The organism is Polynucleobacter sp. HIN7 (assembly GCF_030297595.1).
Lineage (GTDB): Bacteria > Pseudomonadota > Gammaproteobacteria > Burkholderiales > Burkholderiaceae > Polynucleobacter.
In genome coordinates this window covers 440,610-462,392 of sequence record NZ_AP028138.1, presented here as the reverse complement: position 1 = coordinate 462,392, position 21,783 = coordinate 440,610, and the positions used below count along the sequence as shown (strand labels likewise).

Below are 21,783 nucleotides of genomic sequence, written 5' to 3'. Positions count from 1 at the left end.
ACCTCCATTTTATCGTGATTCAGATTAAATCTCGGCCAAGGTTTTTAGATGGGCAGCAACGCTTCGGCCTAACGCTGAGAGGTTATATCCGCCCTCAAGGCAACTCACAATCTTGCCATCGCAATAGCGATTAGCAACCTCCATTAATTGCTTGGTCATCCATACATAATCATCCTCAACCAAGCCCATTTGGCCTAAATCGTCCTCACGATGAGCGTCAAAACCCGCTGAAATGATAATGAGCTGGGGTTTGAATTCATCAAGTCGTGGAATCCAGGTTTTACTAATCATGTCGCGGACGATCTTGCCATTAGTGGTTGCCGGCAGGGGCACATTGACCATATTTTCCCCGCCATCTAAACCACTGTAGGGGTAAAAAGGGTGTTGAAAAAAACTGCACATGAGTACATGTGGGTCATTGATGAATGCGGCCTCTGTACCATTACCGTGATGGACATCAAAATCAATCACGGCAACACGTTCAAGGTCATACTTTTCGATGGCATAACGCGCGGCAATTGCCACATTATTAAATACGCAAAACCCCATCGAGCGATGAGGCTCAGCATGATGTCCCGGAGGCCGAATCGCACAAAAGGCATTATTGACCTCACCTTGCATCACGGCATCCACTGCTGCTATTGCTGCGCCGGCTGCACGCAAGGAGACTGTTAACGTTGCTGGGTTCATGATGGTATCGCCATCAATCATGGAGTAGCCGCTACTCGGAGCCTTACTCTTCACAAATGCCAAATGATCTTCGCTATGCACTCGTGTGATATCAGCGTCCGATGCAAGTGGGGGATCAATCCGCTTTAAATGCGTATCCAGACGACTCTGAATTAGCTGATCCTCAATTGCGGCAATTCGCTCAGGACACTCTGGATGATGGCGACCCATCTCGTGTTTCATAAAATCAGGATGGCTGATGTAGGCTGTACTCATATTTGTCTCTCATTGAATAACAACTAACTATACTTAATATGAATTTATATTAAAAATACTTTTTTTATTATCTTAGCGCGATCTTGAACTTTCTACCGTTTTTCTCCAGCCTGGTACTAGCGGTTCTGTTAGGCGCCTGTGCATCGCCCACTCCACCAAGCACAGCATCCAATCCTCAGTCCACAAAACCCAAAGTAGAGGTTCGTGCTGATAAGGCTACTGTATCTAGTGCTAAACGATATCCGTCTTCACTCAAGGAGCTTCTCGATCAGATCTCACGGCAACAAAACATTCCTTTGGCATTTCTGGATAGTGGCTTTAATGATGTTCAACATCTATCCCAAGTCAAAAAATTAGTTGCTCCCCCGCCTGTTAGCTTTCAAAAAAACTGGCGGGTATATCGTTCGCGCTTTGTGGAACCAGTCCGTATTCGAGCTGGCCTTGCCTTTATCGAGCAAAATCGTGCTGCCCTAGAAGCTGCCGAATCGGAATCTGGCGTTCCCCATCAAGTGATTGCGGCGATTATTGGGGTTGAGACGATTTATGGTCGTCAAATGGGAAACTTCCGGGTCAAGGATGTACTGAGCACCCTTGCTTTTGACTATCCAGAGGCGCCCAATCAAGCAGCGCGTGAGCTTCTTTTTCAGAATCAACTGAAAGACCTCATTATTTTGTGCTGGCAAGAAGCCAAAAATCGGCAAGATGCGTTTAATCGTTGCCTCAATCAAAGTAGCTCCTATGCAGGTGCCGTTGGACTTCCCCAGTTTATGCCTGGGAGTATTTTGCAATTTGCCACCGACGGGGATGGCGATGGCGTAATTGATCTTCGCAATAGTCGACGTGATGCAATCTTTAGCGTCGCCAACTTTCTCAAAGTTCATGGCTGGCAACCTGGTATGCCCATCTACTTTCCTGTCATTCAAAATGAGCAAACTCGGGCAAAAATTATTGAGCTAGCCGATGGCCAGCCGATTGCTAAAATTACAGTTGCAGAGTTAATTCAGCTCGGTATTTTGGAGCCCAGCAACGGCGATCTGCTGCAAGGCGGGGTTGAACCGGGTAGCAAAGCTTTGATTGTTGATTTGCCATCGCCTGGAGTCAATCAAGAGCCCGAGATTCTGTATGTTGTTGGACTCCAAAATTTCCTCAGTATTGTGAACTACAACCGTAGTTACTTTTATGCTCAAAGTGTTGCTGAATTTGCGCAGGCGCTAGGGTATCAAAACAAAAGTGTGTTTACACGTGACCAAATCGAGAAACCGGGGCCTATGCCCGCTAGTAAAAATCGATCCACGACAACTAAAACGGCAAAAAAAGATAGTAAAGTGAAAAAATCGAGCAAGCCACCAAAACCTAGTAACTAGGCTGGAAATACACCTGTCGATAAATAGCGATCGCCCCGATCGCACACAATGAATACAATCGTGGCGTTCTCAACCGTTTGAGCAACGCGAAGTGCAATCACTAAAGCGCCTGCAGCAGACACGCCACAAAAGATACCTTCTTCCTTAGCCATACGACGGGCCATTTCCTCCGCTTCCGCCTGACTAACATACTCAATTCGATCAACACGTTCAGCTTGGTAGATTTTGGGCAAGTAGGCAGGTGCCCATTTCCGAATTCCAGGAATCTGCGAGCCCTCTTCAGGCTGCCCACCAATAATTTGGATCTCTGGATTCATGGACTTTAGATATGTTGATACGCCAGTAATCGTTCCCGTAGTCCCCATCGCAGAAACAAAATGGGTAATCTGACCATGCGTATCACGCCAAATCTCAGGCCCAGTGGTCTCGATGTGAGCCCGCGGATTATCTGGGTTTGCAAATTGATCTAACAGTTTGCCGCGACCCTCTTTTTGCAATTGCTCTGCGTAATCACGAGCCAACTCCATCCCGCCTGAACTGGAGGTCAAAATAAGTTCCGCACCATACGCCGCCATGCTCTGTCGACGCTCAAGGCTTTGGTTTTCGGGCATGACCAAAATAATTTTGTAGCCCAACATAGCCCCAACCATCGCAATTGCAATACCAGTGTTGCCACTGGTAGCCTCAATTAGAGTATCGCCAGGTTTAATCTCACCACGCAACTCAGCGTGCTTAATCATGGAGAGCGCGGGTCGGTCTTTGACCGACCCGGCTGGATTATTACCTTCCAACTTACCTAAAATCACATTACCGCGGCGCTCATTCTCCACACCAGGAATACGCTGTAAGCGAACCAAGGGGGTATTACCAATGGTTTGAGAAATCGTTGGATAGAGTGCCGCAGATGGATTGAATTGGGTCATAGAGTTATTTTAGCGATAACTTCACCCAAAACTGCTGATTTCAGTAGCGGTGACGCGAACCTGTCGACCGCTCACCCTCCGCCGTAGACGCTTTAGTTTGATACTTGGAGTTCTTTTTTGTGGAACGCGCCTCTGAGCGTGGGCCACTTTTTGTCTCACGGTATCCACTTTGACCCTCGATTTTCAAACCATTCTCCATTAATTTACTCACCGAACGCTCGCCAATACCGCGAACCCGTGATTGCAGATCATAGGAGTCATAAAACGCACCGCCCTTTTCTCGCTCCGCAATAATTGCCTTCGCTTTTGATGGCCCAAGCCCACGAATACTCTCTAACTCGGTCTGACTGGCCGTATTGACATTGACTGGAGCAGCATTTGCAGGAGTTATCCCAAGAGGAAGTGCCAGTGCTAATGCCATCATGCCAATCATCGATCCTTTAGATACAGCGTTAGCAGATGTGTGAAACAGAGTCGATAAACCCATAATTTCTCCTTTGAGGTTGATGAATAAACCATGACGAATATGTCATGGCCTTCTTCAACGCCCAATGGTTGATTGGGTTGACGAAAAAAATAGTCTAGAGGGGATTGGCTAAAAAATCAGAATTTTCTGATAACCAGGCAATGTATTGACTGACACCATGCTCAACATCTAAGAAGCTATCGGTATAGCCTGCCGCCCTTAATTGAGTTAAATCGGCTTGTGTGAAGCACTGATATTTGCCCCGCAAGTCATCAGGAAATGGAATGTATTGAATGAAACCTTGTTGTACTAAATCTGCCAATGCTAACGCTGGTTGATTGGCCAGTTTACGCATGGTATTTACAGTTGCTAGTGCGACATCATTAAAAGGTTGAGCGCGACCTGTGCCAAGGTTAAAAATGCCACTCTTTTCTGGATGATCCAAGAAAAATAGGTTCACTTTTATAACATCTTCAACCGATACAAAATCCCGTGATTGCTGACCGGGTGCATAGCCGCCATATTCACCAAATAATTTGACCGTTTGATTTTTTTTGAACTGATGGTAATGATGGAATGCGACTGAGGCCATCCTCCCTTTATGGGACTCACGTGGACCATATACATTGAAATACCGAAAGCCAACTACCTGAGCGGTCGGAGCCTTCTCAGCCATGCGTGCACGCATATATTGGTCAAACAGAAACTTTGAGTAGCCATAAATGTTCAAAGGCTTCTCATGCTGACGATCCTCTACAAACGTATCAGATCCCCCATAGGTTGCAGCCGATGATGCATAAAGAAATGGCACCTTTTGGTCGGTGCAAATCTCATAGAGATTGATAGAGTATTGATAGTTATTGTTCATCATGAAAACCCCATCGGTCTCCATCGTGTCCGAACAGGCACCCTCATGAAATACTGCCTTTACCTTACCAAACCAGCCCTCATGAAAGCCTTCTAAAAAATCATTCTTATCGATGTAATCGGCAATATCCAAATCGGCTAGATTGCGATATTTATCTGCAGGTCGCAAATCATCGACTGCAATAATATTTTTTTCACCACGGGCATTTAAGGCACGAACAATATTCGCACCCACAAATCCGGCGGCACCAGTCACGATATAGGTCACTGTAGCTCCTCTGCACAAACGGTTGCTGTTCCCAGTTTACCGACTACGATTCCTCCAGCGCGATTGGCTAGGGCCATCGCACGCTCCAGCGGCCATTTGGCTGCCAAGGCTACTGCTAAAGTAGCAATGACGGTATCGCCAGCGCCTGATACATCAAATACCTCGCGGGCCTGCGCACGTACATGACTTGCGCCCGCTGATGTAAATAATGTCATGCCTTCCTCAGAGCGAGTTAAGAGTAAAGCCTCAACCTGAAGCTGCTCTCGCAAGGCTTGCGCTTTTTGGGTGAGCTCCGCTTCGCTCGACCATGCGCCAACCACTTGCCGCAATTCGCTACGATTGGGCGTCAATACAGTAGCCCCCCGGTACTTCGCATATGCATCACCCTTTGGGTCGACCAGAACGATCTTATTTTTGGCTTTTGCTAGAGCAATCATGCTTGCTACTTGCTCAAGTGCACCCTTGCCATAGTCGGACAAGATAACAACATCTGCTTCGGGCAATAATGCCTCGAACTGCTTGAGCTTTTGAGCGAGCGAGCCTGGACTCGGAGTTTCCTCAAAGTCCAAACGAATCAGTTGCTGCTGCCGAGCAATCACTCTTAACTTAACCGTCGTGGGTACTTTGGGATCAGATTGTAAGTAGCTTTGTACACCACTATCTTGCAATAAGGCTTCTACACGTTTGCCAGCCTCATCCACTCCAATCACCCCTAGAAGGCTGGTTTGCGCTCCTAAAGCCGAGGCGTTGCGGGCTACGTTAGCTGCGCCCCCTAAACGCTCATCAATCTTGCCAACCTGAACCACAGGAACTGGGGCCTCAGGCGAGATACGACTAGTGTCACCAAACCAATAGCGATCGAGCATGACATCACCCACCACCAAAAGGCGTGCTTTGCTAAATTGTGTACGGTCAGCTTTCTCAGTCATCGCTCTAAATTTAATTCAAATGTTAATTATGCCGACCAATTCCGTAATACTCAAAACCGAGGTCGGTCATGGACTGAGGTTCATACAAATTACGCCCATCAAAAATGATCGGGTTCTTCATCGCCTGTTTTAGATGATCAAAATCAGGGCTACGGAACGCCTTCCACTCGGTCACAATGATTAATGCACTGGCCCCTACTAAGGCATCCTCAGGAGTTTTTACTAGGGAAATTTTTTGAAGCTGATCTGGTTTTCCTTGAAAATCGATCTCAAAGGCGTGTTGTGCCTCAGGCATTGCAACTGGATCATGAGCCATCACCTCTGCACCACGCTTGACTAACTCAGAAATAATATAGCGACTAGGAGCCTCACGCATATCATCCGTGTTGGGTTTGAATGCCAAACCCCATACTGCAAATCGATGCTTAGAGAGGTCATCACCAAAACGTTTGGTAATCTTCTCGATCAAGATTGTTTTTTGGCTCTGATTGACTGCCTCGACGGCCTCTAAGATTTTTAGGTCACGCCCATGCTGTAAAGCTGTTTTGGTCAAGGCTGATACATCCTTTGGAAAGCAAGAGCCACCATAGCCTGTTCCTGCGTATAAAAATCCATAACCAATCCGTGAGTCGGAACCAATGCCCTGGCGAACGGCCTCAATATCAGCACCAACCGCATCGGCTAAATTGGCAAGCTCATTCATAAACGAGATACGCGTTGCTAGCATTGCATTGGCAGCATATTTTGTAAGCTCGGCACTCTTTACATCCATGTAATAGGTACGCTCATGATGACGATTAAATGGTGCATAGAGTTTGCGCATCAGTTCTTTGGCACGCAGTCCCGCGGCATCCTGATTGGTGCCAATCACAATGCGATCGGGGCGCATAAAATCCTCAACCGCAGCACCCTCCTTCAAAAACTCAGGATTGGAGACCACTGAGCACCATGTGAGATCCAAATTGCGCTTTTTTAATTCCTCGGTAATGGCTTGAGTCACTTTATCTGCAGTACCAACTGGCACCGTTGACTTATCAACGATGACCTTGGGACCGTTCATATATTTGCCAATATTGCGTGCTGCCGCAATCACATACTGCAAATCGGCCGAGCCATCTTCATCTGGCGGGGTACCCACGGCAATAAACTGAATTTCACCATGCTGAACAGCCGCTGCCACATCGGTCGAAAATTGAATGCGTCCAGCCGCGCGATTACGGGCGATCATCTCTTGCAACCCCGGTTCGTAAATTGGAACTCCGCCCGAGTTTAAGATATCGATCTTTTTCTGATCGAGATCTAAACAGAAAACCGTATTACCGAGTTCGGCTAAACATGCCCCGGTAACTAATCCCACATATCCACTTCCAACAATAGTGACTTTCAATCTTTATTCCTCATTCAAAGTACTTACTAGATCATTTGAGTGATTGATTACATCGACGGGCCGCTCGGAACAGCGCCCTCAGTCCGTCGGGGTGAGTATGCCTCCCAATGATTACAACCAGGGCACTGCCAATAAAAACGCCTTGCCCGAAATCCGCAATTGCCACAGGTATAACGCGCCAAAGCAGTTGTCCGCTGCTTGAGTAACCCAAGGGTAGACTTAAGATCGGCTACCCGTGTCTCGGGACCCGTCATTTCTGCCAAGGCTAAACGCGTCTCCGCCAGTTTTGATAAAGCACTGAGTGTCGGAGAATGCTGCATGACATCAACTAACATGGCTTCGGCCGCCTGAGCCCCCCGAATTTGCATCATATGCTTATGCACGATGTCCAAGAGCTCCCCAATGGCTTGGGTTTTGAGAAGAACGAGTAATTGATCTAAACCAAGATCGACTTGGTTGACAGCATGATGTGCAGCCATCCACCGATCGGCTACTAAATGCATATAAGCGGGATTCTCTTTCGCCACAATTGCCCAGACATCAATCGCCTGTTGGGGGCGCTCATTGGCCAAGTAGTAATCACCCTGCAAGATTAAGGCTCTGGCATGGTTTGGAATTGCCGATAGGGCGTGATGGATGGCCCCATCTGCCTCAGGAAAATCAGCGCGTCTTAGCGCTTCTTGGGCAATCTCGCAATAAAACTGCGCAATCTCTAATTGATGGCTTTTATCCTGCAAGCCCTGAAGTTCATTAGCAGCAATAATGGCTTTTTTCCAGTCCTTCTCAATTTGATACATCTCGAGAAGACTTTCTTTGGCGGGTACGGCATATTTGCCAGCACCGACTTGATTGAGAGATGCCTCGGCTCGGTCTAATAGACCGGCACGCAAGAAATCGCGGCCTAACTCATATGCGGCATGATCTCGATCGCGCGGTTTCAAGTCTTCACGGTTGGCCAGATGCTGATGAACGCGAATCGCGCGCTCGGTCTCACCGCGACGGCGAAACAAATTACCCAATGAAAAATGCAGATCAACCGTTTCTGGATCCAATTGGGCAACCTTGACCAAGGTTTCAATCGCCTGATCTGGCTGCTCATTGAGTAATAAGTTTAAGCCCTTGAAAGTTGAGCGTTGCTGTTTAAGTCGTTCACGCTCTTCCTGCCTTGCCTCTAAGCGTAAATCCCAGCGAGAAGCTAGCCAACCCAAACCAAAAAATATGGGGATTAGCAGTAACCAACCAGTTTCAATTTGAATCATTTCAGTGGCAAATGAATAGACGTACTATTTTTAGATCCCTAAGAGATCTGCCACCACAGGATTAGGCACCCGAGCTACCCGAGTCAGAAGTAATTTTTTGATCAAGTGGCTTGTAATCAACGCGCTCACGGAGCTCTTTACCCGGCTTGAAATGCGGAACACGCTTTTCTGGGATAAGAACCTTCTCACCCGATTTGGGATTGCGTCCAGTCCGAGCGGGACGATGATGCAAAACAAAGCTGCCCACACCACGTAACTCAATACGCTTGCCTTCAGCTAAGGCTTGGGTCATGGTGTCTAGCAAGGTTTTTACTGCTAGCTCAACATCCCGAGGCAGGAGTTGCGGGAACTGCTCCGCAAGACTCTCAACCAGCTCAGAACGGGTTATCGCTTGGTGCTCTTGATCTGACATAGTCTAATTAGCCCGCCACCCAAAGGGTGGCGGAATCACCTTAGCTTTGATTATCCATTTTCGCCTTCAACAGGGCGCCAAGATTGGTTGTGCCAGAGCCAGCATCACCCTGTAACTTATTCATGGCATCTTGTTGATCAGCGCTATCTTTTGCCTTGATCGATAAATTAATCGAACGTGATTTACGATCAATATTAATGATCATGGCAGTGACAGAATCACCCTCTTTCAGAGCATTGCGCGCATCTTCAACGCGATCGGTTGAGATCTCTGAGGCGCGCAGATAACCTTCGACCTCATCAGCGAGGGCAATCACAGCACCTTTAGCATCAACACTCTTCACGGTACCGGTGACCATGCTACCTTTATCACTGGTCGATGTGAAGTTGTTAAAGGGGTCGCCTGACATTTGCTTGATTCCAAGAGAGATACGCTCCTTCTCAACATCAATTGCCAAAACAACAGCTTCCAATTCATCGCCTTTCTTGAAGGCCTTAACAGCCTCTTCGCCAGGCTCATTCCAAGATAAGTCAGAAAGGTGAACTAAACCATCGATTCCACCAGGCAAGCCAATGAAGACACCAAAGTCCGTGATGGACTTAATTGCGCCTTTGATCTTGTCACCCTTTTGATGGCTACGTGAGAACTCTTCCCATGGGTTTGCTTTGCATTGCTTAATACCCAAGCTAATACGACGCTTATCTTCATCAATGTCTAGAACCATCACTTCTACTTCAGTTCCTAAAGCAACTGCTTTACTTGGAGCCACATTCTTATTGGTCCAATCCATTTCAGATACATGAACCAAGCCCTCAATGCCGCTCTCGATTTCAACGAACGCACCGTAATCGGTCAGATTGGTGACCTTACCAAATAGGCGTGTATTGGGTGGGTAACGACGAGCAATACCAACCCAAGGATCATCGCCCAACTGCTTAATACCTAATGAAACGCGGTTCTTCTCTTGATCAAACTTCAGAATCTTAGCGGTTACCTCTTGACCCACAGTCAGCATTTCGCTGGGGTGACGCACACGACGCCAAGCCAAGTCAGTAATGTGGAGAAGGCCATCAATACCGCCAAGATCAACGAATGCACCGTAATCGGTAATGTTCTTAATGGTGCCCTGAACAACGCTACCCTCTTGGAGGTTAGACATCATCTTCGCGCGCTCTTCACCTTGGCTGGCCTCAACCACTGCACGACGCGAAAGAACAACGTTATTGCGCTTACGATCTAGCTTAATGACCTTAAACTCCATGGTCTTGCCTTCATAAGGGCTGGTATCTTTAATTGGACGGGTATCGACGAGCGATCCAGGTAAAAAGGCACGAATGCCATTTACCATGACGGTCAAGCCGCCCTTCACCTTACCGGTCACTGTACCGGTAACGATCTCAGCCCCTTCAAGAGCTTTCTCGAGGTTCATCCAAGACGCAAGGCGTTTTGCTTTGTCGCGTGACAAAATCGTATCGCCATAGCCATTTTCTAAGGCGTCAATTGCGACAGATACGAAATCGCCAGGGTTGACTTCGAGCTCGCCCTGGTCGTTTTGGAATTCTTCAACGGGTATGAATGCTTCGGACTTTAGGCCGGCATTCACAACCACAAAATTATGATCAATACGAACGACTTCGGCCGAAATAACCTGGCCGGTTTTCATATTAGAACGGGTTAGGGATTCTTCAAATAGTGCTGCAAAAGATTCAGACATGAGGTTCACTTTGTGCCGCCAATTACTGACGGGTTAGGTTAATAAAACTCAAGCTAGCGGTTTTTACCGTAGGTGCCAACTTAAGCGCCAAACTTCAACTTCTACTTCCACTTCTAATTTCTATTTACTTCTTGGTACCAAGACAGTACCTGCTCAACTGCCTGATCAATCGATAAGTTCGAGGTATCGAGCAAATGCGCCCCTTTAACTTGTTTTAGAGGCGCGGTTGCTCGTTGAATGTCTCGAGCGTCTCGTTCCTGCAAATCTTGCAAAAGGACATCCATTCTAGCAGAAATTCCCTTAGCGATCAATTGCTTATATCGACGCTCCGCCCGAGCCTGCACACTGGCCGTTAAAAATACCTTCAAAACAGCGTCTGTAAAGATACGGCTAGCCATATCCCGACCATCCGCCACCAAGCCTGGAGCCCTCCGAAACCCTCTTTGGAGGGCCAAAAGGGCATCTCTCACCTCTGAATAAACGGCAATTTGGGACGCCAAAACCCCAATGGATTCGTCTCGAATCGCCTCTGTGACATCCTCACCATCCAAGAAAATGAGTCCATTTTTAAACTCAATCTGTATAGTGAGGGCAAGCCCACCCAAGGCGCGGCAATCGGAAGGTGAAATACCCTTTTGCTGGCTAGCAAGCGCTACTAGACGATACAGGGCGCCGCTATCTAAATAATGGAACCCAAGACGGTTGGCAACTTGCATGGCCACGGTACCTTTACCTGAGGCAGTAGGTCCATCAATTGCGATAACCGGGGGAAGACTCAACCCAATACTCCTTTATAGGAAATTAATACGTGATTCGTGCTAACTCTGAAAAGTAATGCGGAAAGGTTTTAGCAACGCATAAAGGATCATTAATTAAGATTGGCTTTGGACCAAATGCTGCTAGAGAAAAACACATCGCCATCCGATGATCATCATAGGTATCGATTCCCTGCGGTGGAGTCTGCCATTGCTCATCAGTTAATGGATGAATCTCAATAAAATCCTCGCCCTCATGAACCACTGCCCCTAATTTACGCAACTCGGTTGCCATGGCCGCAATTCGGTCTGTTTCTTTGACCCGCCAGCTGGCGATCTTCTCTAAGCGAGTTTTTCCTTGAGCAAATAATGCCATCATAGCGAGAGTCATCGCTGCGTCTGGGATTGTGGTGCAGTCAATCGTAATCCCTCGCAATCTTCCATCGACATGAATAACGCCGCTGGTCTCAAGAAAATCATCGCCACGTAGCACTCTTGCTCCCATTTGTTCGATGGCATCTGCGAAGGCAATATCCCCCTGAATGCTATTTTTACCAACCCCAAGAACGCGCACTGGACCACGGCCTAGAACGCCGGCAGCCAAAAAATAAGATGCGGAGGATGCGTCGCCCTCGACCCAGAGTGTTTGAGGGCTTTTGTATACGGCCCCAGCTTGAGTGGGCGCAATCACAAACTGATTGGGCGTTGGGTTGCTTACCTCAACCCCAAACCGGGCCATCAATTGAATTGTGATGTTGATGTATGGTCTAGAAATTAATTCACCGATCACTTCGATCTGAATTGGTTTACGGGCTACGAGAGGCAGTGCCATCAATAAAGCCGTTAGAAATTGGCTGGAGACATCGCCCCTAACCCGAATCACCTCTGGCAAGACAAGCTTGCCTGCATGGATTTGAATCGGCGGATAACCGACCACTTGCTCATAATCAATCTGCGCGCCAATTTGCGAGAGTCCGTCAACTAAATCACCAATCGGTCGCTCGTGCATCCGCGGTACTCCAGAGAGTCGATACTCGCCCTCTTGCATGACTAATGCTGCAGTGAGCGGCCGAATGGCAGTTCCGGCATTTCCCATAAATAAGTCGGCGTGCTTGACTGGGAAAATGCCAGCGCAACCTGTCACCTCACAATCATGACCATGATCCTCAGCCTTTACGCCCAATTGACGCAAGGCGTTGCGCATCACCTGAGTATCATCGGCATCAAGTAATTGCTTAAGAGTAGTCGTACCGCTTGATAACGCAGCAAGCAACAAGGCGCGATTCGAAATACTTTTTGATCCAGGCAGGGTCATCTGACCCTTGGCGCCTTGGAAAGGTCCAATCTGCAATGACTCGCTCGCCATTACGACTCTTCCCACCGTTTGCGAGCTTCACTGGCTTTCAGAAAAACCTTCTCGAGCGCTTGCGAATCCTCCTTGGCAATCAGGTCACGAAGAGCATTTGCAATCACGAGATACTGGTCTAGCTCTTTCAAAATCGCTGATTTATTAGCAAGGCAAATATCGCGCCACATCTCAGGGCTCGAAGCGGCAATCCGCGTGAAATCCCGAAATCCAGCCCCAGCGTGGCCAAGCTTTTGCTCAGCATCTTCGGAGTTCAGCACGCTCGTCATTAATGCGTATGACAGCAAATGAGGCAAATGCGAAACCGCTGCGTAGATTGCATCATGCTGAATCGCCGATATCCTTTTGATACGCGAACCCAATGCCTGCCAAAAACTCTCAACCAGAGCCACATCTGCTGCCGAGTTCTCTTGCAACTGACAAATAATGGTTTGTTTTCCCTGAAATAAATCGGCCTTCGCTGCCACCACACCATGCTGCGCACCACCTGCAATGGGATGGGCCGGAACAAATTGACAGACCTTCTTACCCAAAACCTCTTTAGCCGCCACAATCAGATCACTTTTAGTACTACCGGCGTCAGTAATCAATGTGTGCGGATTGAGATGTGGCTCAATCGTTTGAAAACATGCGCGCATTTGCGCAACAGGCACGCACAAAATAATCCACTGGGCTTTTTTACTTGCGCCCACAAGATCATCGATGCGATCAATCGCCCCTAATTTTTTGGCCTCTTCAAGATTGCTTTCACTTCGACCGACGCCGATCACTTCAGTAACGACCCCTGCCTTTTTGAGCGCTAAGCCGATCGATCCACCAATCAAACCAACGCCAACAATGGCGACTGTTCCAAACTGATTTTGGCTCATGCAGTACCCTGTGGCTTACTTAAAATGGCGCCAAGCGCTTGAATGCAAATAGTATTCTCTTCTGGTAAACCAATCGAGATTCTGAGCCACTGAGGTAGCCCATAATTACCAACGGGTCGTACAATCACACCCCTCTTTAATAGCTCACGGTTGACGCGTGCACCCGCTTCGTCATCATCGCCCACCCTCACTAAAACAAAATTTCCAGATGAGGGCAGATAGGTTAAGCCCATTTGCTCAAATGCCTGTATCAATTGTTGATAACCGGCTCGATTTAGTTCATAGCCTCGCTGTAAAAATGCTTCGTCACCTAGAGCTGCAATAGCAGCGGCTTGCGCCAAACTATTCACATTAAATGGCTGTCGAATCCGGTTTAATAAATCAGTTAAATGGGGTTGCGCGATACCATATCCAATACGTAACCCTGCTAATCCGTAGGCTTTTGAAAAGCTGCGTGAGACTACTAAATTAGGATATTTTTTTACCCAAGCAATCGCGTCGTAGCGCTGCTCTGGGGCAAGGTACTCGTTATATGCCTCATCTAACACCACCACGACATGCGCAGGCATCGCAGATATAAATGCTTCAATCGCTTTTGGCTGCAAGTAACTACCGGTTGGATTATTTGGGTTCGCTACAAATACCAACTTGGCAGTCTCCCCGAGTGATCGAATGGTCTGCAGCATGGCCGGCAGATCATGCCCGTAACTTGCATCAGCAGCAACCTCCACTGCTTTTGCGCCAATCGCTTGCGTTGCCAAAGGGTAAACTGCAAACGCGTGTTTAGAAAATACGACAGCATCACCAGTGTGTGCTACCGCTCTAGCGGTAAGCTCCAAAATATCATTGCTACCATTTCCCAAGGTAATCCAGTCTTCTGGAACCCCCAGCCGCTTGGATAAAACGCGCTTAAGCTCAAAACCATTGGAATCTGGATAGCGGCCTAGATCATTGGCGGCCCGCAACATTGCTTCCTTAGCCGACGTTGGCATACCCAATGGATTTTCATTGGAGGCCAACTTCACGATCGCGCTTTCTTCTAAGCCAAACTCCCGCGCCACTTCGCTGATGGGTCTACCACCAACATAGGGTGCAATTTCATGCACATGATCTAAGCCAATTTTTTTGGTCATGAATGAAAGTCTTAATTTTTAGCGCGCGGATAGGAGCCCAGGTTTTTATAAAAGGCAGCAATCATTTTTAACTCAGCAATTGCCGTGGCTACTTTGCCATTACTCGCATGCCCATCAATATCGATATAAAAATGGTATTCCCAAGACCCATTGCGGGCTGGTCGTGATTCAAACCGCGTCATGGACACTCCATGTTTTGCTAATGGACCTAACAAATGATGAACGGCTCCAGGTTGATTGGCGACCGATAGCACCAAAGATGTCTGATCATGACCGCATGGTTGACATGCATATTGGCCGATCACGACAAACCGTGTACGATTGTTTGGATCATCTTGAATCTGCGCTGAAACAATTTGCAAACCATAAGCCAATTGAGCCGGCTCACCAGCAATCGCGGCAATACTTGGATCTTGACTGGCCATCCGTGCAGCCTCGGCATTACTACTAACAGCCTGCCGATGCAATTGAGGCGCATGCATGCTTAACCATTGTTGGCATTGAGCCAAGGCCTGAGCATGAGCGCAAACTGTTTTTACACCATCCAAACTTCCATGCTTGGTTAAGAGGTGATGCCGAATGGGCAAGACTATCTCACCACTAATTTGCAATGGACTTTCTAGCAATAAATCCAAGGTACGCGAAACAGCTCCTTCACTGGAGTTCTCAACAGGCACTACCCCAAAAGTAGCGACCCCTTTTTCAACCGCCTTAAACACCTCATCCAAACTCGCACATGGCAAGCCGTCAATCGACTGCCCAAAAAATTCATGCGCCGCCTGTTCCGAGAAGGTACCGGTTGGACCCAAATAAGCGATAGTTTGCTTGGATTCAAGTGCACGACATGCTGACATGATCTCGCGCCAGATCGCAGCAAGACCATCTGGCAGCAACGGGCCAGGATTCTTTTGTAAAACATTCTGGATTACCTGGCTCTCTCGCTCAGGACGAAAAATAGGGGCTGATGACTCATTTTTAATATGACCAACCGCTTGGGCCGCCTTTGCGCGCTTCGATAAAAGCTCCAAAAGCTCTTGATCGATCGCATCAATCTGGGCACGTAGCGGAGCTAAGCGCTGATCATCATTTGACATTAGGCACGCCTTTCGAACTCACGCATGAACTCCACCAAAGTCTCAACGCCAGCAATTGGCATGGCATTGTAAATACTAGCGCGCATCCCTCCTGCAGCCTTATGACCTCGGAGGGCTGCCAAACCTGCAGCACTGGATTGTTCCAAAAACTCTGCATTTAAACCTTCATCTTTCAGAAAAAATGTGACGTTTGTTCTCGAGCGACATATTGGATCCACGCGATTTTCATACAAGGAGCTTCCATCAATCAACTCATAGAGCATGTTTGATTTCAATTGACTACGGCGCTCCATCTCTTCTACCCCACCTTGCCGCTTGATCCATTCAAATACTAAGCCCGAAACATAAATTGGGAAAGTGGGTGGAGTATTGAACATCGATTGATTAGCCGCCTCCTTGGCCCAATCCCAGATTGAGGGGGTAATAGACATCGCATGCCCCATCAAGTCCTTGCGCACAATCACAATGGTGACCCCCGCGGGACCAATATTCTTCTGTGCGCCAGCGAAAAGTACGCCACACTCGCTCACATTCATCGCTTTTGAAAGAATATTGCTCGAGATATCAGCAACCAATGGGGTCTTGCCAAGCTTTGGAAACCCAGAGAACTCAACGCCGCCAATCGTCTCATTAGCACAGATATGCACATAGGCCGCATCTTCGGACAAGGTCCATGTTCTTTGATCTGGAATCGACCGAAACCCCTGCGCCTGGGAACTCGCAGCGATGTGAGCTTCCCCATATTTTTGCGCTTCCTTGACTGATTTCTCAGACCAAATCCCGGTCACCACAAAATCTGCCTTGGGTTTCTTGGCTAAGGGCATCAGGTTCATCGGAATCGCCGCATTTTGACCAATTCCCCCACCTTGCAAGAGCAAGATTTCGTAATCGTTTGGAATGCGCATAAGCTCGCGAAGATCGGCTAAGGTTTTTTCATAGACCGCCATAAACTCTTTGCTGCGGTGACTGATTTCCATCACACTGGCACCGAGGCCCTGCCAATTCAACAGTTCATCGCGCGCTTGTTCCAAAACCTCACTTGGCAAGGTTGCTGGGCCCGCTGCGAAGTTATAAATGCGGCGGTCAAAACTCATCATGAAGTCCGGTTAGTCGAAGCTTTGCTTAGGCATCAGGCGCTGTGTCGGATTCGCTGTTACCTTGCTCATCGCCTACGTCGTCGCCCTCCTCATCCGAATCACTCTCTGCGATGCGCTGCAATCCGGATAAATGGGTTCCCTCATCGACATTAATTAGAGTGACGCCTTGTGTGGCGCGACCCATCTCCCGAATCTCAGAAACCCGAGTACGAACGAGTACTCCACCAGTAGTAATCAACATAATTTGGTCTTCTGGGGAAACCAGAGCAGCCGCAACTACCTTACCATTGCGCTCGCTGGTCTGAATCGCAATCATGCCCTTCGTGCCGCGCCCATGCCGGGTGTACTCGGCAATCGGGGTGCGCTTACCGTAACCATTCGCGGTCGCAGTTAACACACTATTTGGTGCTGCGGCATCTTCAACTGCTTCCACTGACCCCTCTGCAACTTCGGCAGGAGCGACTAGCATCGCAATCACTTCTTGCCCATCCGACAAATTCATGCCGCGGACACCACGCGCGGTACGACCCATGGGTCGTACGTCATTCTCATCAAAACGAACAGCCTTGCCTGCATCGGAGAACAACATCACATCATGCTTACCGTCTGTAATGGCTGCTCCAACCAAAAAGTCGCCTTCATCCAAGTCAACCGCAATGATTCCGGCCTTACGAGGATTCGAAAAATCCGATAAACGGGTTTTCTTTACGGTGCCTCGACGAGTTGCCATAAATACATAGTGATCCTCTTGATAGCCCTGAATCGGCAGAATCACTGTAATCTTTTCACCCTCAACCAGTGGGAACATGTTGATAATTGGCTTACCGCGCGAAGTCCGACTTCCTTGGGGAACCTCCCAAACTTTTAACCAATACATCCGACCTCGGTCAGAGAAACACAAAATCGTATCGTGGGTATTGGCGACAAACAGAGTATCGATCCAGTCCTCATCTTTAGTAGCCGCAGCTTGCTTACCTCGACCCCCACGCTTTTGCGCCCGGTATTCGCTTAACGGCTGACTCTTCATGTATCCAGCGTGCGAAAGCGTGACCACCATATCGGTTGGAGTAATTAGATCTTCAGTAAACAGCTCTGTGGCGTTCATTTCAATATAAGAACGACGACCCGAGTCGCTACCTTCTGAACCAAACTCTGCCTTCACCTCAAGTAACTCAGTTTCAATGACTTTGGTGACGCGCTCAGGCTTTGCGAGCAGATCCAATAAATCAGCAATCTGATCCATCACCTCTTTGTACTCATTCACGATCTTGTCTTGTTCAAGACCAGTTAAGCGCTGCAAGCGCATTTGCAGAATTTCTTGGGCTTGATCATCCGACAAACGATATAGTCCGCTATCTTGCATGCCATATTCTGGCAAGAGGCCCTCGGGCCGGAAGGCATTGCGACCACCGGGAGCCTCGCCCTCAGCACGGGCCAGCATCTCACGCACTAACGAAGAGTCCCAGGCCTGCGCCATTAACTCCTGTTTGGCAACTACTGGATTAGCGGCTGCCTTGATGATGGCAATGAATCGATCGATATTGGCAAGGGCAACCGCTAAACCCTCAAGCACATGACCCCGTTCGCGGGCTTTACGTAACTCGAAAATGGTGCGCCGAGTAATCACCTCACGTCGATGCGCTAAGAAATACTCGAGCATTTGCTTGAGGTTAAGGAGCCTTGGCTGATTGTCGACCAAGGCGACCATATTCATACCGAAGTTATCTTGAAGCTGAGTACTCTTGTATAAATTATTGAGAACGACTTCGGGCACCTCACCGCGCTTGAGCTCAATCACGACTCGCATTCCCGACTTGTCAGACTCATCGCGCAAATCCGAGATGCCCTCAATTTTTTTCTCATTGACCAACTCGGCAATGCGCTCAAGCAGGTTTTTCTTGTTCACCTGATAAGGTAACTCGTCCACAATAATGGCTTGACGCTGGCCTTTGTCCATATCCTCAAAATGGGTCTTGGCGCGCATCACAACTCGGCCACGCCCAGTACGATACCCCTCACGAACTCCCTGAACGCCATAAATAATTCCGGCAGTTGGGAAATCAGGCGCCGGAATGATCTCAATGAGCTCATCGATCGTGCAATCCGGCTGATGCAAGACATGCAGACAGGCCTTGATCACCTCATCCAAATTATGGGGAGGAATATTGGTGGCCATCCCCACCGCAATACCAGAGGAGCCGTTAATGAGTAGGTTAGGAACTTTTGCAGGCAGGATAAGAGGTTCTTTTTCGCTGCCATCATAGTTAGGGCCAAAATCAACGGTTTCTTTATCCAGATCCGCTAATAGCTCATGGGCGATCTTACGAAGACGAATTTCGGTATAACGCATCGCAGCGGCATTATCGCCATCGACCGATCCGAAGTTACCCTGACCATCGACCAACATATAGCGCAACGAGAAATCCTGGGCCATGCGGACAATCGTGTCATAGACCGCGGTATCGCCATGGGGATGGTATTTACCAATCACGTCACCCACGATACGGGCCGATTTCTTAAAAGCCCGATTCCAATCGTTGTTTAATTCATACATGGCGTACAAAACCCGGCGGTGTACGGGTTTTAAGCCATCCCGTACGTCTGGCAAGGCTCGGCCGACGATTACGCTCATGGCGTAGTCCAAATAGGACCGCCGCATTTCGTCTTCTAGGGATATCGGGAGAGTTTCTTTAGCGGCTTGTTCCATCTCGAAATAATATCATTTCACAGGCCCATAACCTGTGCTAATATTCTGATAGTTGGTAACTATTTATGTTGTAGCGCTTTGGGCTTTTTTGGGCTTTTAGGCGATTCGGTTGCATTAATTTATTAAATGTTTTTTGAGGATAAAAAATGAACAAAACCCTAAAACTGATGCTTGCTGCAGTGATTACGATTTCTGCCGGTTCAGTCATGGCCCAGCCAAAGAATGTTGATAACTGGGTAAACTCCACCGGCACTCCATGGAGAAACGGTGACGGTACACTCTGCTGGCGTGACGCTAGCTGGACCCCAGCAACCGCCGCTCCAAATTGCGACGGCTGGCTCGCCCCTAAGCCTGCTGCTGCTCCTGCAAAACCAGCTCCAAGTAAAGTAACTCAGAAGAAAATCACTTTACAAGCCGATACTTTGTTTGACTTTGATAAGTCGACTCTCAAGGCGGAAGGTGTTGCAACCCTGAACAAACTCGCTCAAGACATCAAAAAGATGAAGCTTGAGGTGGTCATCGTTGTTGGTTACACGGACAGTGTTGGTACTGATGCTTATAACATTGCCCTCGGTCAGCGTCGTGCCAATGCTGTTAAAGCGTTTTTGACCAATGCTGGAGAGGTTGATCCAACCCGCGTTTACACCGAAAGTAAAGGTAAAGCTGATCCAGTCGCTAGCAATGCAACTGCTGAAGGCCGTGCCAAGAACCGTCGTGCTGTAATCGAAGTAGTTGGTACACAAGCTGTTAAGTAATTTAGTCCACTGGACACTAAAAGCCCGGCTCGCCGGGCTTTTTTATTGCTTTTTTTGTATAGTCTTACTTATTCCTTTAAATGGTATTTTCAATGAGCAATGTTGACCAAGGTGAGATTGATAAATTTAGCGCCTTAGCGCATCGCTGGTGGGATCCGACCAGTGAATTCAAACCTTTGCATGCGATTAACCCCTTGCGACTTGATTGGATTAAATCGATCACCAGTTTAGAAGGCAAACAAGTTCTCGATGTCGGATGTGGTGGCGGTATTCTGGCTGAATCGCTCTCCAAGTCAGGGGCAACAGTAACTGGTATTGATTTATCGACCAAAGCGCTCAAGGTCGCTGAATTGCACCAATTAGAAAGCGGTACTACCGTGCGATATCGCTCGATTTCAGCGGAGGATTTAGCAAAAGAAGAGCCCCATTCATATGACGTGGTCACCTGCATGGAAATGCTTGAGCATGTACCCGATCCAGCCTCCGTGGTGCAAGCGTGTGCAAATCTCTGTAAACCTGGTGGGCATCTCTTCTTTTCTACCCTCAATCGCAATCCAAAATCCTACCTCTTTGCAATCATTGGCGCGGAGTATATTTTGCAACTCCTCCCCAAAGGCACTCATCAGTATGGGAAATTTATTAAGCCATCTGAACTGGCACAATTTACTCGGACTGCCGGCCTAGAGGTATTGCAACTCAAGGGTATGACCTATAACCCCATCACACAAATTTATCGCTTGGGTAGCGATACGGATGTGAATTACATGATGGCAACCCGCAAGCCTCAATAATGGGCACGCCAGTATTTGAGGGGGTCTTTTTTGATCTCGATGGCACGCTCGCGGATACCGCACCAGATTTAGTTGCAGCAGCCAATCGTCTGCTGATTGCCAATCAGCGTCCGCCCATGGCCTATGAGGTCCTCCGACCCATGGCATCCGCTGGAGCGCGGGGACTAATCCAGAAAAGTTTTGGAATTGATCCCGATCATCCTGAGTTCATTGCCTTGCGCGATCGCTTCTTACACTTTTACGAGGAAGCGCTCTTGGTTCACAGCAAACTGTATGAGGGCATGGAAGCGCTTTTACAAGAACTTGATGAGCAAAAAATTCCTTGGGGTATTGTCACCAATAAACAACAACGATTCACCCAACCGCTCACGGAGCAAATGGGCTTACTAAAAAGAGCCCATTGCGTGGTCTCAGGCGATACCACGCCCCACTCCAAGCCCCATCCAGAACCGATTTTGCACGCCGCTCGCTTGGCTAAGGTCGATCCAAAGAGAGCCATTTATATTGGTGATGATATTCGTGACATTGTGTCTGGTAAGGCTGCTGGGATGCAGACAGCAGCCGCTCTCTATGGCTATTGTGGGTGCGAAGAGCCGCCGCACGCCTGGGGTGCAGACTACCTGATTCATCGCCCACAGGATCTGCGCCAAATTCTGTTTGCCAATTAGGTGTGCAAATTACT

Annotated in this window: 19 protein-coding genes and 1 pseudogene; 4 read left to right on the top strand and 16 right to left on the bottom strand. The window is 48.2% G+C overall.

Features of this window, described 5'->3' with window-relative positions; translation table 11 throughout:
* Nucleotides 1-24: 24 nt before the first annotated feature.
* Entirely contained in the window at nucleotides 25-945 is a 921-nt protein-coding gene (locus tag QUE64_RS02380; protein WP_286224194.1) for a histone deacetylase family protein, read from the bottom strand.
* An 83-nt stretch (nucleotides 946-1,028) separates the two neighbouring features.
* Here QUE64_RS02380 and QUE64_RS02375 point away from each other — a divergent pair, with 83 nt between their 5' ends.
* Entirely contained in the window at nucleotides 1,029-2,309 is a 1,281-nt protein-coding gene (locus tag QUE64_RS02375; RefSeq protein WP_286225760.1) for a lytic murein transglycosylase, read from the top strand.
* On the opposite strand, the gene cysM is transcribed toward QUE64_RS02375, so the two are convergent.
* From cysM to gyrA, 15 genes and pseudogenes are all read right to left on the bottom strand, one after another.
* Nucleotides 2,306-3,232 (bottom strand): cysteine synthase CysM, encoded by a 927-nt coding sequence (gene cysM, locus QUE64_RS02370; protein ID WP_286224192.1) that lies wholly within the window; start codon nucleotides 3,230-3,232, stop codon nucleotides 2,306-2,308. The genes QUE64_RS02375 and cysM overlap by 4 nt on opposite strands.
* A 40-nt stretch (nucleotides 3,233-3,272) precedes the next feature.
* On the bottom strand, nucleotides 3,273-3,719 hold the full coding sequence (locus tag QUE64_RS02365; RefSeq protein WP_286225759.1) for a ComEA family DNA-binding protein: 447 nt from the start codon (nucleotides 3,717-3,719) through the stop codon (nucleotides 3,273-3,275).
* A gap of 94 nt (nucleotides 3,720-3,813) precedes the next feature.
* The gene (gene rfaD, locus QUE64_RS02360; protein ID WP_286225758.1) at nucleotides 3,814-4,833 is read right to left on the bottom strand and encodes an ADP-glyceromanno-heptose 6-epimerase; all 1,020 of its coding nucleotides are present in this window, start codon (nucleotides 4,831-4,833) and stop codon (nucleotides 3,814-3,816) included.
* Nucleotides 4,830-5,762, bottom strand: coding sequence for a D-glycero-beta-D-manno-heptose-7-phosphate kinase (gene rfaE1, locus QUE64_RS02355; RefSeq protein WP_286225757.1), 933 nt, complete (start codon nucleotides 5,760-5,762; stop codon nucleotides 4,830-4,832). Before rfaE1 ends, rfaD begins: the two co-directional genes overlap by 4 nt.
* Nucleotides 5,763-5,784: 22 nt before the next feature.
* Nucleotides 5,785-7,149: a UDP-glucose dehydrogenase family protein gene (locus tag QUE64_RS02350; RefSeq protein ID WP_286225756.1), complete on the bottom strand. Its 1,365-nt coding sequence runs from the start codon at nucleotides 7,147-7,149 to the stop codon at nucleotides 5,785-5,787.
* A 47-nt stretch (nucleotides 7,150-7,196) separates the two neighbouring features.
* The gene (gene lapB / locus QUE64_RS02345; protein WP_286225755.1) at nucleotides 7,197-8,408 is read right to left on the bottom strand and encodes a lipopolysaccharide assembly protein LapB; all 1,212 of its coding nucleotides are present in this window, start codon (nucleotides 8,406-8,408) and stop codon (nucleotides 7,197-7,199) included.
* 76 nt (nucleotides 8,409-8,484) lie between these two features.
* Nucleotides 8,485-8,820 (bottom strand): annotated as a pseudogene (locus QUE64_RS02340) (integration host factor subunit beta); the annotation flags it as partial.
* Between the two features lie 40 nt (nucleotides 8,821-8,860).
* On the bottom strand, nucleotides 8,861-10,534 hold the full coding sequence (gene rpsA, locus QUE64_RS02335) for a 30S ribosomal protein S1 (RefSeq protein ID WP_108507959.1): 1,674 nt from the start codon (nucleotides 10,532-10,534) through the stop codon (nucleotides 8,861-8,863).
* A 113-nt stretch (nucleotides 10,535-10,647) separates the two neighbouring features.
* The gene (gene cmk, locus QUE64_RS02330; protein WP_286225754.1) at nucleotides 10,648-11,313 is read right to left on the bottom strand and encodes a (d)CMP kinase; all 666 of its coding nucleotides are present in this window, start codon (nucleotides 11,311-11,313) and stop codon (nucleotides 10,648-10,650) included.
* Nucleotides 11,314-11,335: 22 nt separating this feature from the next.
* Nucleotides 11,336-12,655 carry a 3-phosphoshikimate 1-carboxyvinyltransferase gene (gene aroA, locus QUE64_RS02325; RefSeq protein ID WP_286225753.1) on the bottom strand — a complete coding sequence of 440 codons (1,320 nt, stop codon included), beginning with the start codon at nucleotides 12,653-12,655 and terminating at the stop codon, nucleotides 11,336-11,338.
* Entirely contained in the window at nucleotides 12,655-13,524 is an 870-nt protein-coding gene (locus QUE64_RS02320; RefSeq protein ID WP_286225752.1) for a prephenate dehydrogenase, read from the bottom strand. Before QUE64_RS02320 ends, aroA begins: the two co-directional genes overlap by 1 nt.
* The gene (hisC, locus tag QUE64_RS02315) at nucleotides 13,521-14,657 is read right to left on the bottom strand and encodes a histidinol-phosphate transaminase (protein WP_286225751.1); all 1,137 of its coding nucleotides are present in this window, start codon (nucleotides 14,655-14,657) and stop codon (nucleotides 13,521-13,523) included. The genes QUE64_RS02320 and hisC overlap by 4 nt, the downstream gene beginning before the upstream one ends.
* A gap of 11 nt (nucleotides 14,658-14,668) precedes the next feature.
* Nucleotides 14,669-15,751 carry a prephenate dehydratase gene (gene pheA / locus QUE64_RS02310; protein WP_286225750.1) on the bottom strand — a complete coding sequence of 361 codons (1,083 nt, stop codon included), beginning with the start codon at nucleotides 15,749-15,751 and terminating at the stop codon, nucleotides 14,669-14,671.
* Nucleotides 15,751-16,845 (bottom strand): 3-phosphoserine/phosphohydroxythreonine transaminase, encoded by a 1,095-nt coding sequence (serC, locus tag QUE64_RS02305; protein WP_286226148.1) that lies wholly within the window; start codon nucleotides 16,843-16,845, stop codon nucleotides 15,751-15,753. The genes pheA and serC overlap by 1 nt, the downstream gene beginning before the upstream one ends.
* 28 nt (nucleotides 16,846-16,873) lie before the next feature.
* Nucleotides 16,874-19,555: a DNA gyrase subunit A gene (gyrA, locus tag QUE64_RS02300; protein WP_286225749.1), complete on the bottom strand. Its 2,682-nt coding sequence runs from the start codon at nucleotides 19,553-19,555 to the stop codon at nucleotides 16,874-16,876.
* A gap of 146 nt (nucleotides 19,556-19,701) precedes the next feature.
* Between gyrA and ompA the strand changes: the two genes are divergently transcribed.
* The 3 genes from ompA (at nucleotide 19,702) to QUE64_RS02285 (ending at nucleotide 21,769) form a co-directional block, all read left to right on the top strand.
* A complete protein-coding gene (gene ompA, locus QUE64_RS02295; RefSeq protein WP_286225748.1) occupies nucleotides 19,702-20,310 on the top strand; it encodes an outer membrane protein OmpA in 609 nt (202 codons plus the stop codon).
* A gap of 92 nt (nucleotides 20,311-20,402) precedes the next feature.
* Nucleotides 20,403-21,101: a bifunctional 2-polyprenyl-6-hydroxyphenol methylase/3-demethylubiquinol 3-O-methyltransferase UbiG gene (gene ubiG, locus QUE64_RS02290; protein ID WP_458574691.1), complete on the top strand. Its 699-nt coding sequence runs from the start codon at nucleotides 20,403-20,405 to the stop codon at nucleotides 21,099-21,101.
* Nucleotides 21,101-21,769: an HAD family hydrolase gene (locus QUE64_RS02285; protein ID WP_286225746.1), complete on the top strand. Its 669-nt coding sequence runs from the start codon at nucleotides 21,101-21,103 to the stop codon at nucleotides 21,767-21,769. The genes ubiG and QUE64_RS02285 overlap by 1 nt, the downstream gene beginning before the upstream one ends.
* Nucleotides 21,770-21,783: the final 14 nt, after the last annotated feature.

Coding starts and splice junctions, on each gene's coding strand:
- QUE64_RS02285 (WP_286225746.1), top strand. CDS start 21,101: ATGGGCACGCCAGTATTTGAGGGGGTCTTTTTTGATCTCGATGGCACG.
- pheA (WP_286225750.1), bottom strand. CDS start 15,751: ATGTCAAATGATGATCAGCGCTTAGCTCCGCTACGTGCCCAGATTGAT.
- ubiG (WP_458574691.1), top strand. CDS start 20,403: ATGAGCAATGTTGACCAAGGTGAGATTGATAAATTTAGCGCCTTAGCG.
- hisC (WP_286225751.1), bottom strand. CDS start 14,657: ATGACCAAAAAAATTGGCTTAGATCATGTGCATGAAATTGCACCCTAT.
- aroA (WP_286225753.1), bottom strand. CDS start 12,655: ATGGCGAGCGAGTCATTGCAGATTGGACCTTTCCAAGGCGCCAAGGGT.
- rfaE1 (WP_286225757.1), bottom strand. CDS start 5,762: ATGACTGAGAAAGCTGACCGTACACAATTTAGCAAAGCACGCCTTTTG.
- QUE64_RS02320 (WP_286225752.1), bottom strand. CDS start 13,524: ATGAGCCAAAATCAGTTTGGAACAGTCGCCATTGTTGGCGTTGGTTTG.
- QUE64_RS02380 (WP_286224194.1), bottom strand. CDS start 945: ATGAGTACAGCCTACATCAGCCATCCTGATTTTATGAAACACGAGATG.
- QUE64_RS02365 (WP_286225759.1), bottom strand. CDS start 3,719: ATGGGTTTATCGACTCTGTTTCACACATCTGCTAACGCTGTATCTAAA.
- cysM (WP_286224192.1), bottom strand. CDS start 3,232: ATGACCCAATTCAATCCATCTGCGGCACTCTATCCAACGATTTCTCAA.
- gyrA (WP_286225749.1), bottom strand. CDS start 19,555: ATGGAACAAGCCGCTAAAGAAACTCTCCCGATATCCCTAGAAGACGAA.
- rpsA (WP_108507959.1), bottom strand. CDS start 10,534: ATGTCTGAATCTTTTGCAGCACTATTTGAAGAATCCCTAACCCGTTCT.
- serC (WP_286226148.1), bottom strand. CDS start 16,845: ATGAGTTTTGACCGCCGCATTTATAACTTCGCAGCGGGCCCAGCAACC.
- lapB (WP_286225755.1), bottom strand. CDS start 8,408: ATGATTCAAATTGAAACTGGTTGGTTACTGCTAATCCCCATATTTTTT.
- ompA (WP_286225748.1), top strand. CDS start 19,702: ATGAACAAAACCCTAAAACTGATGCTTGCTGCAGTGATTACGATTTCT.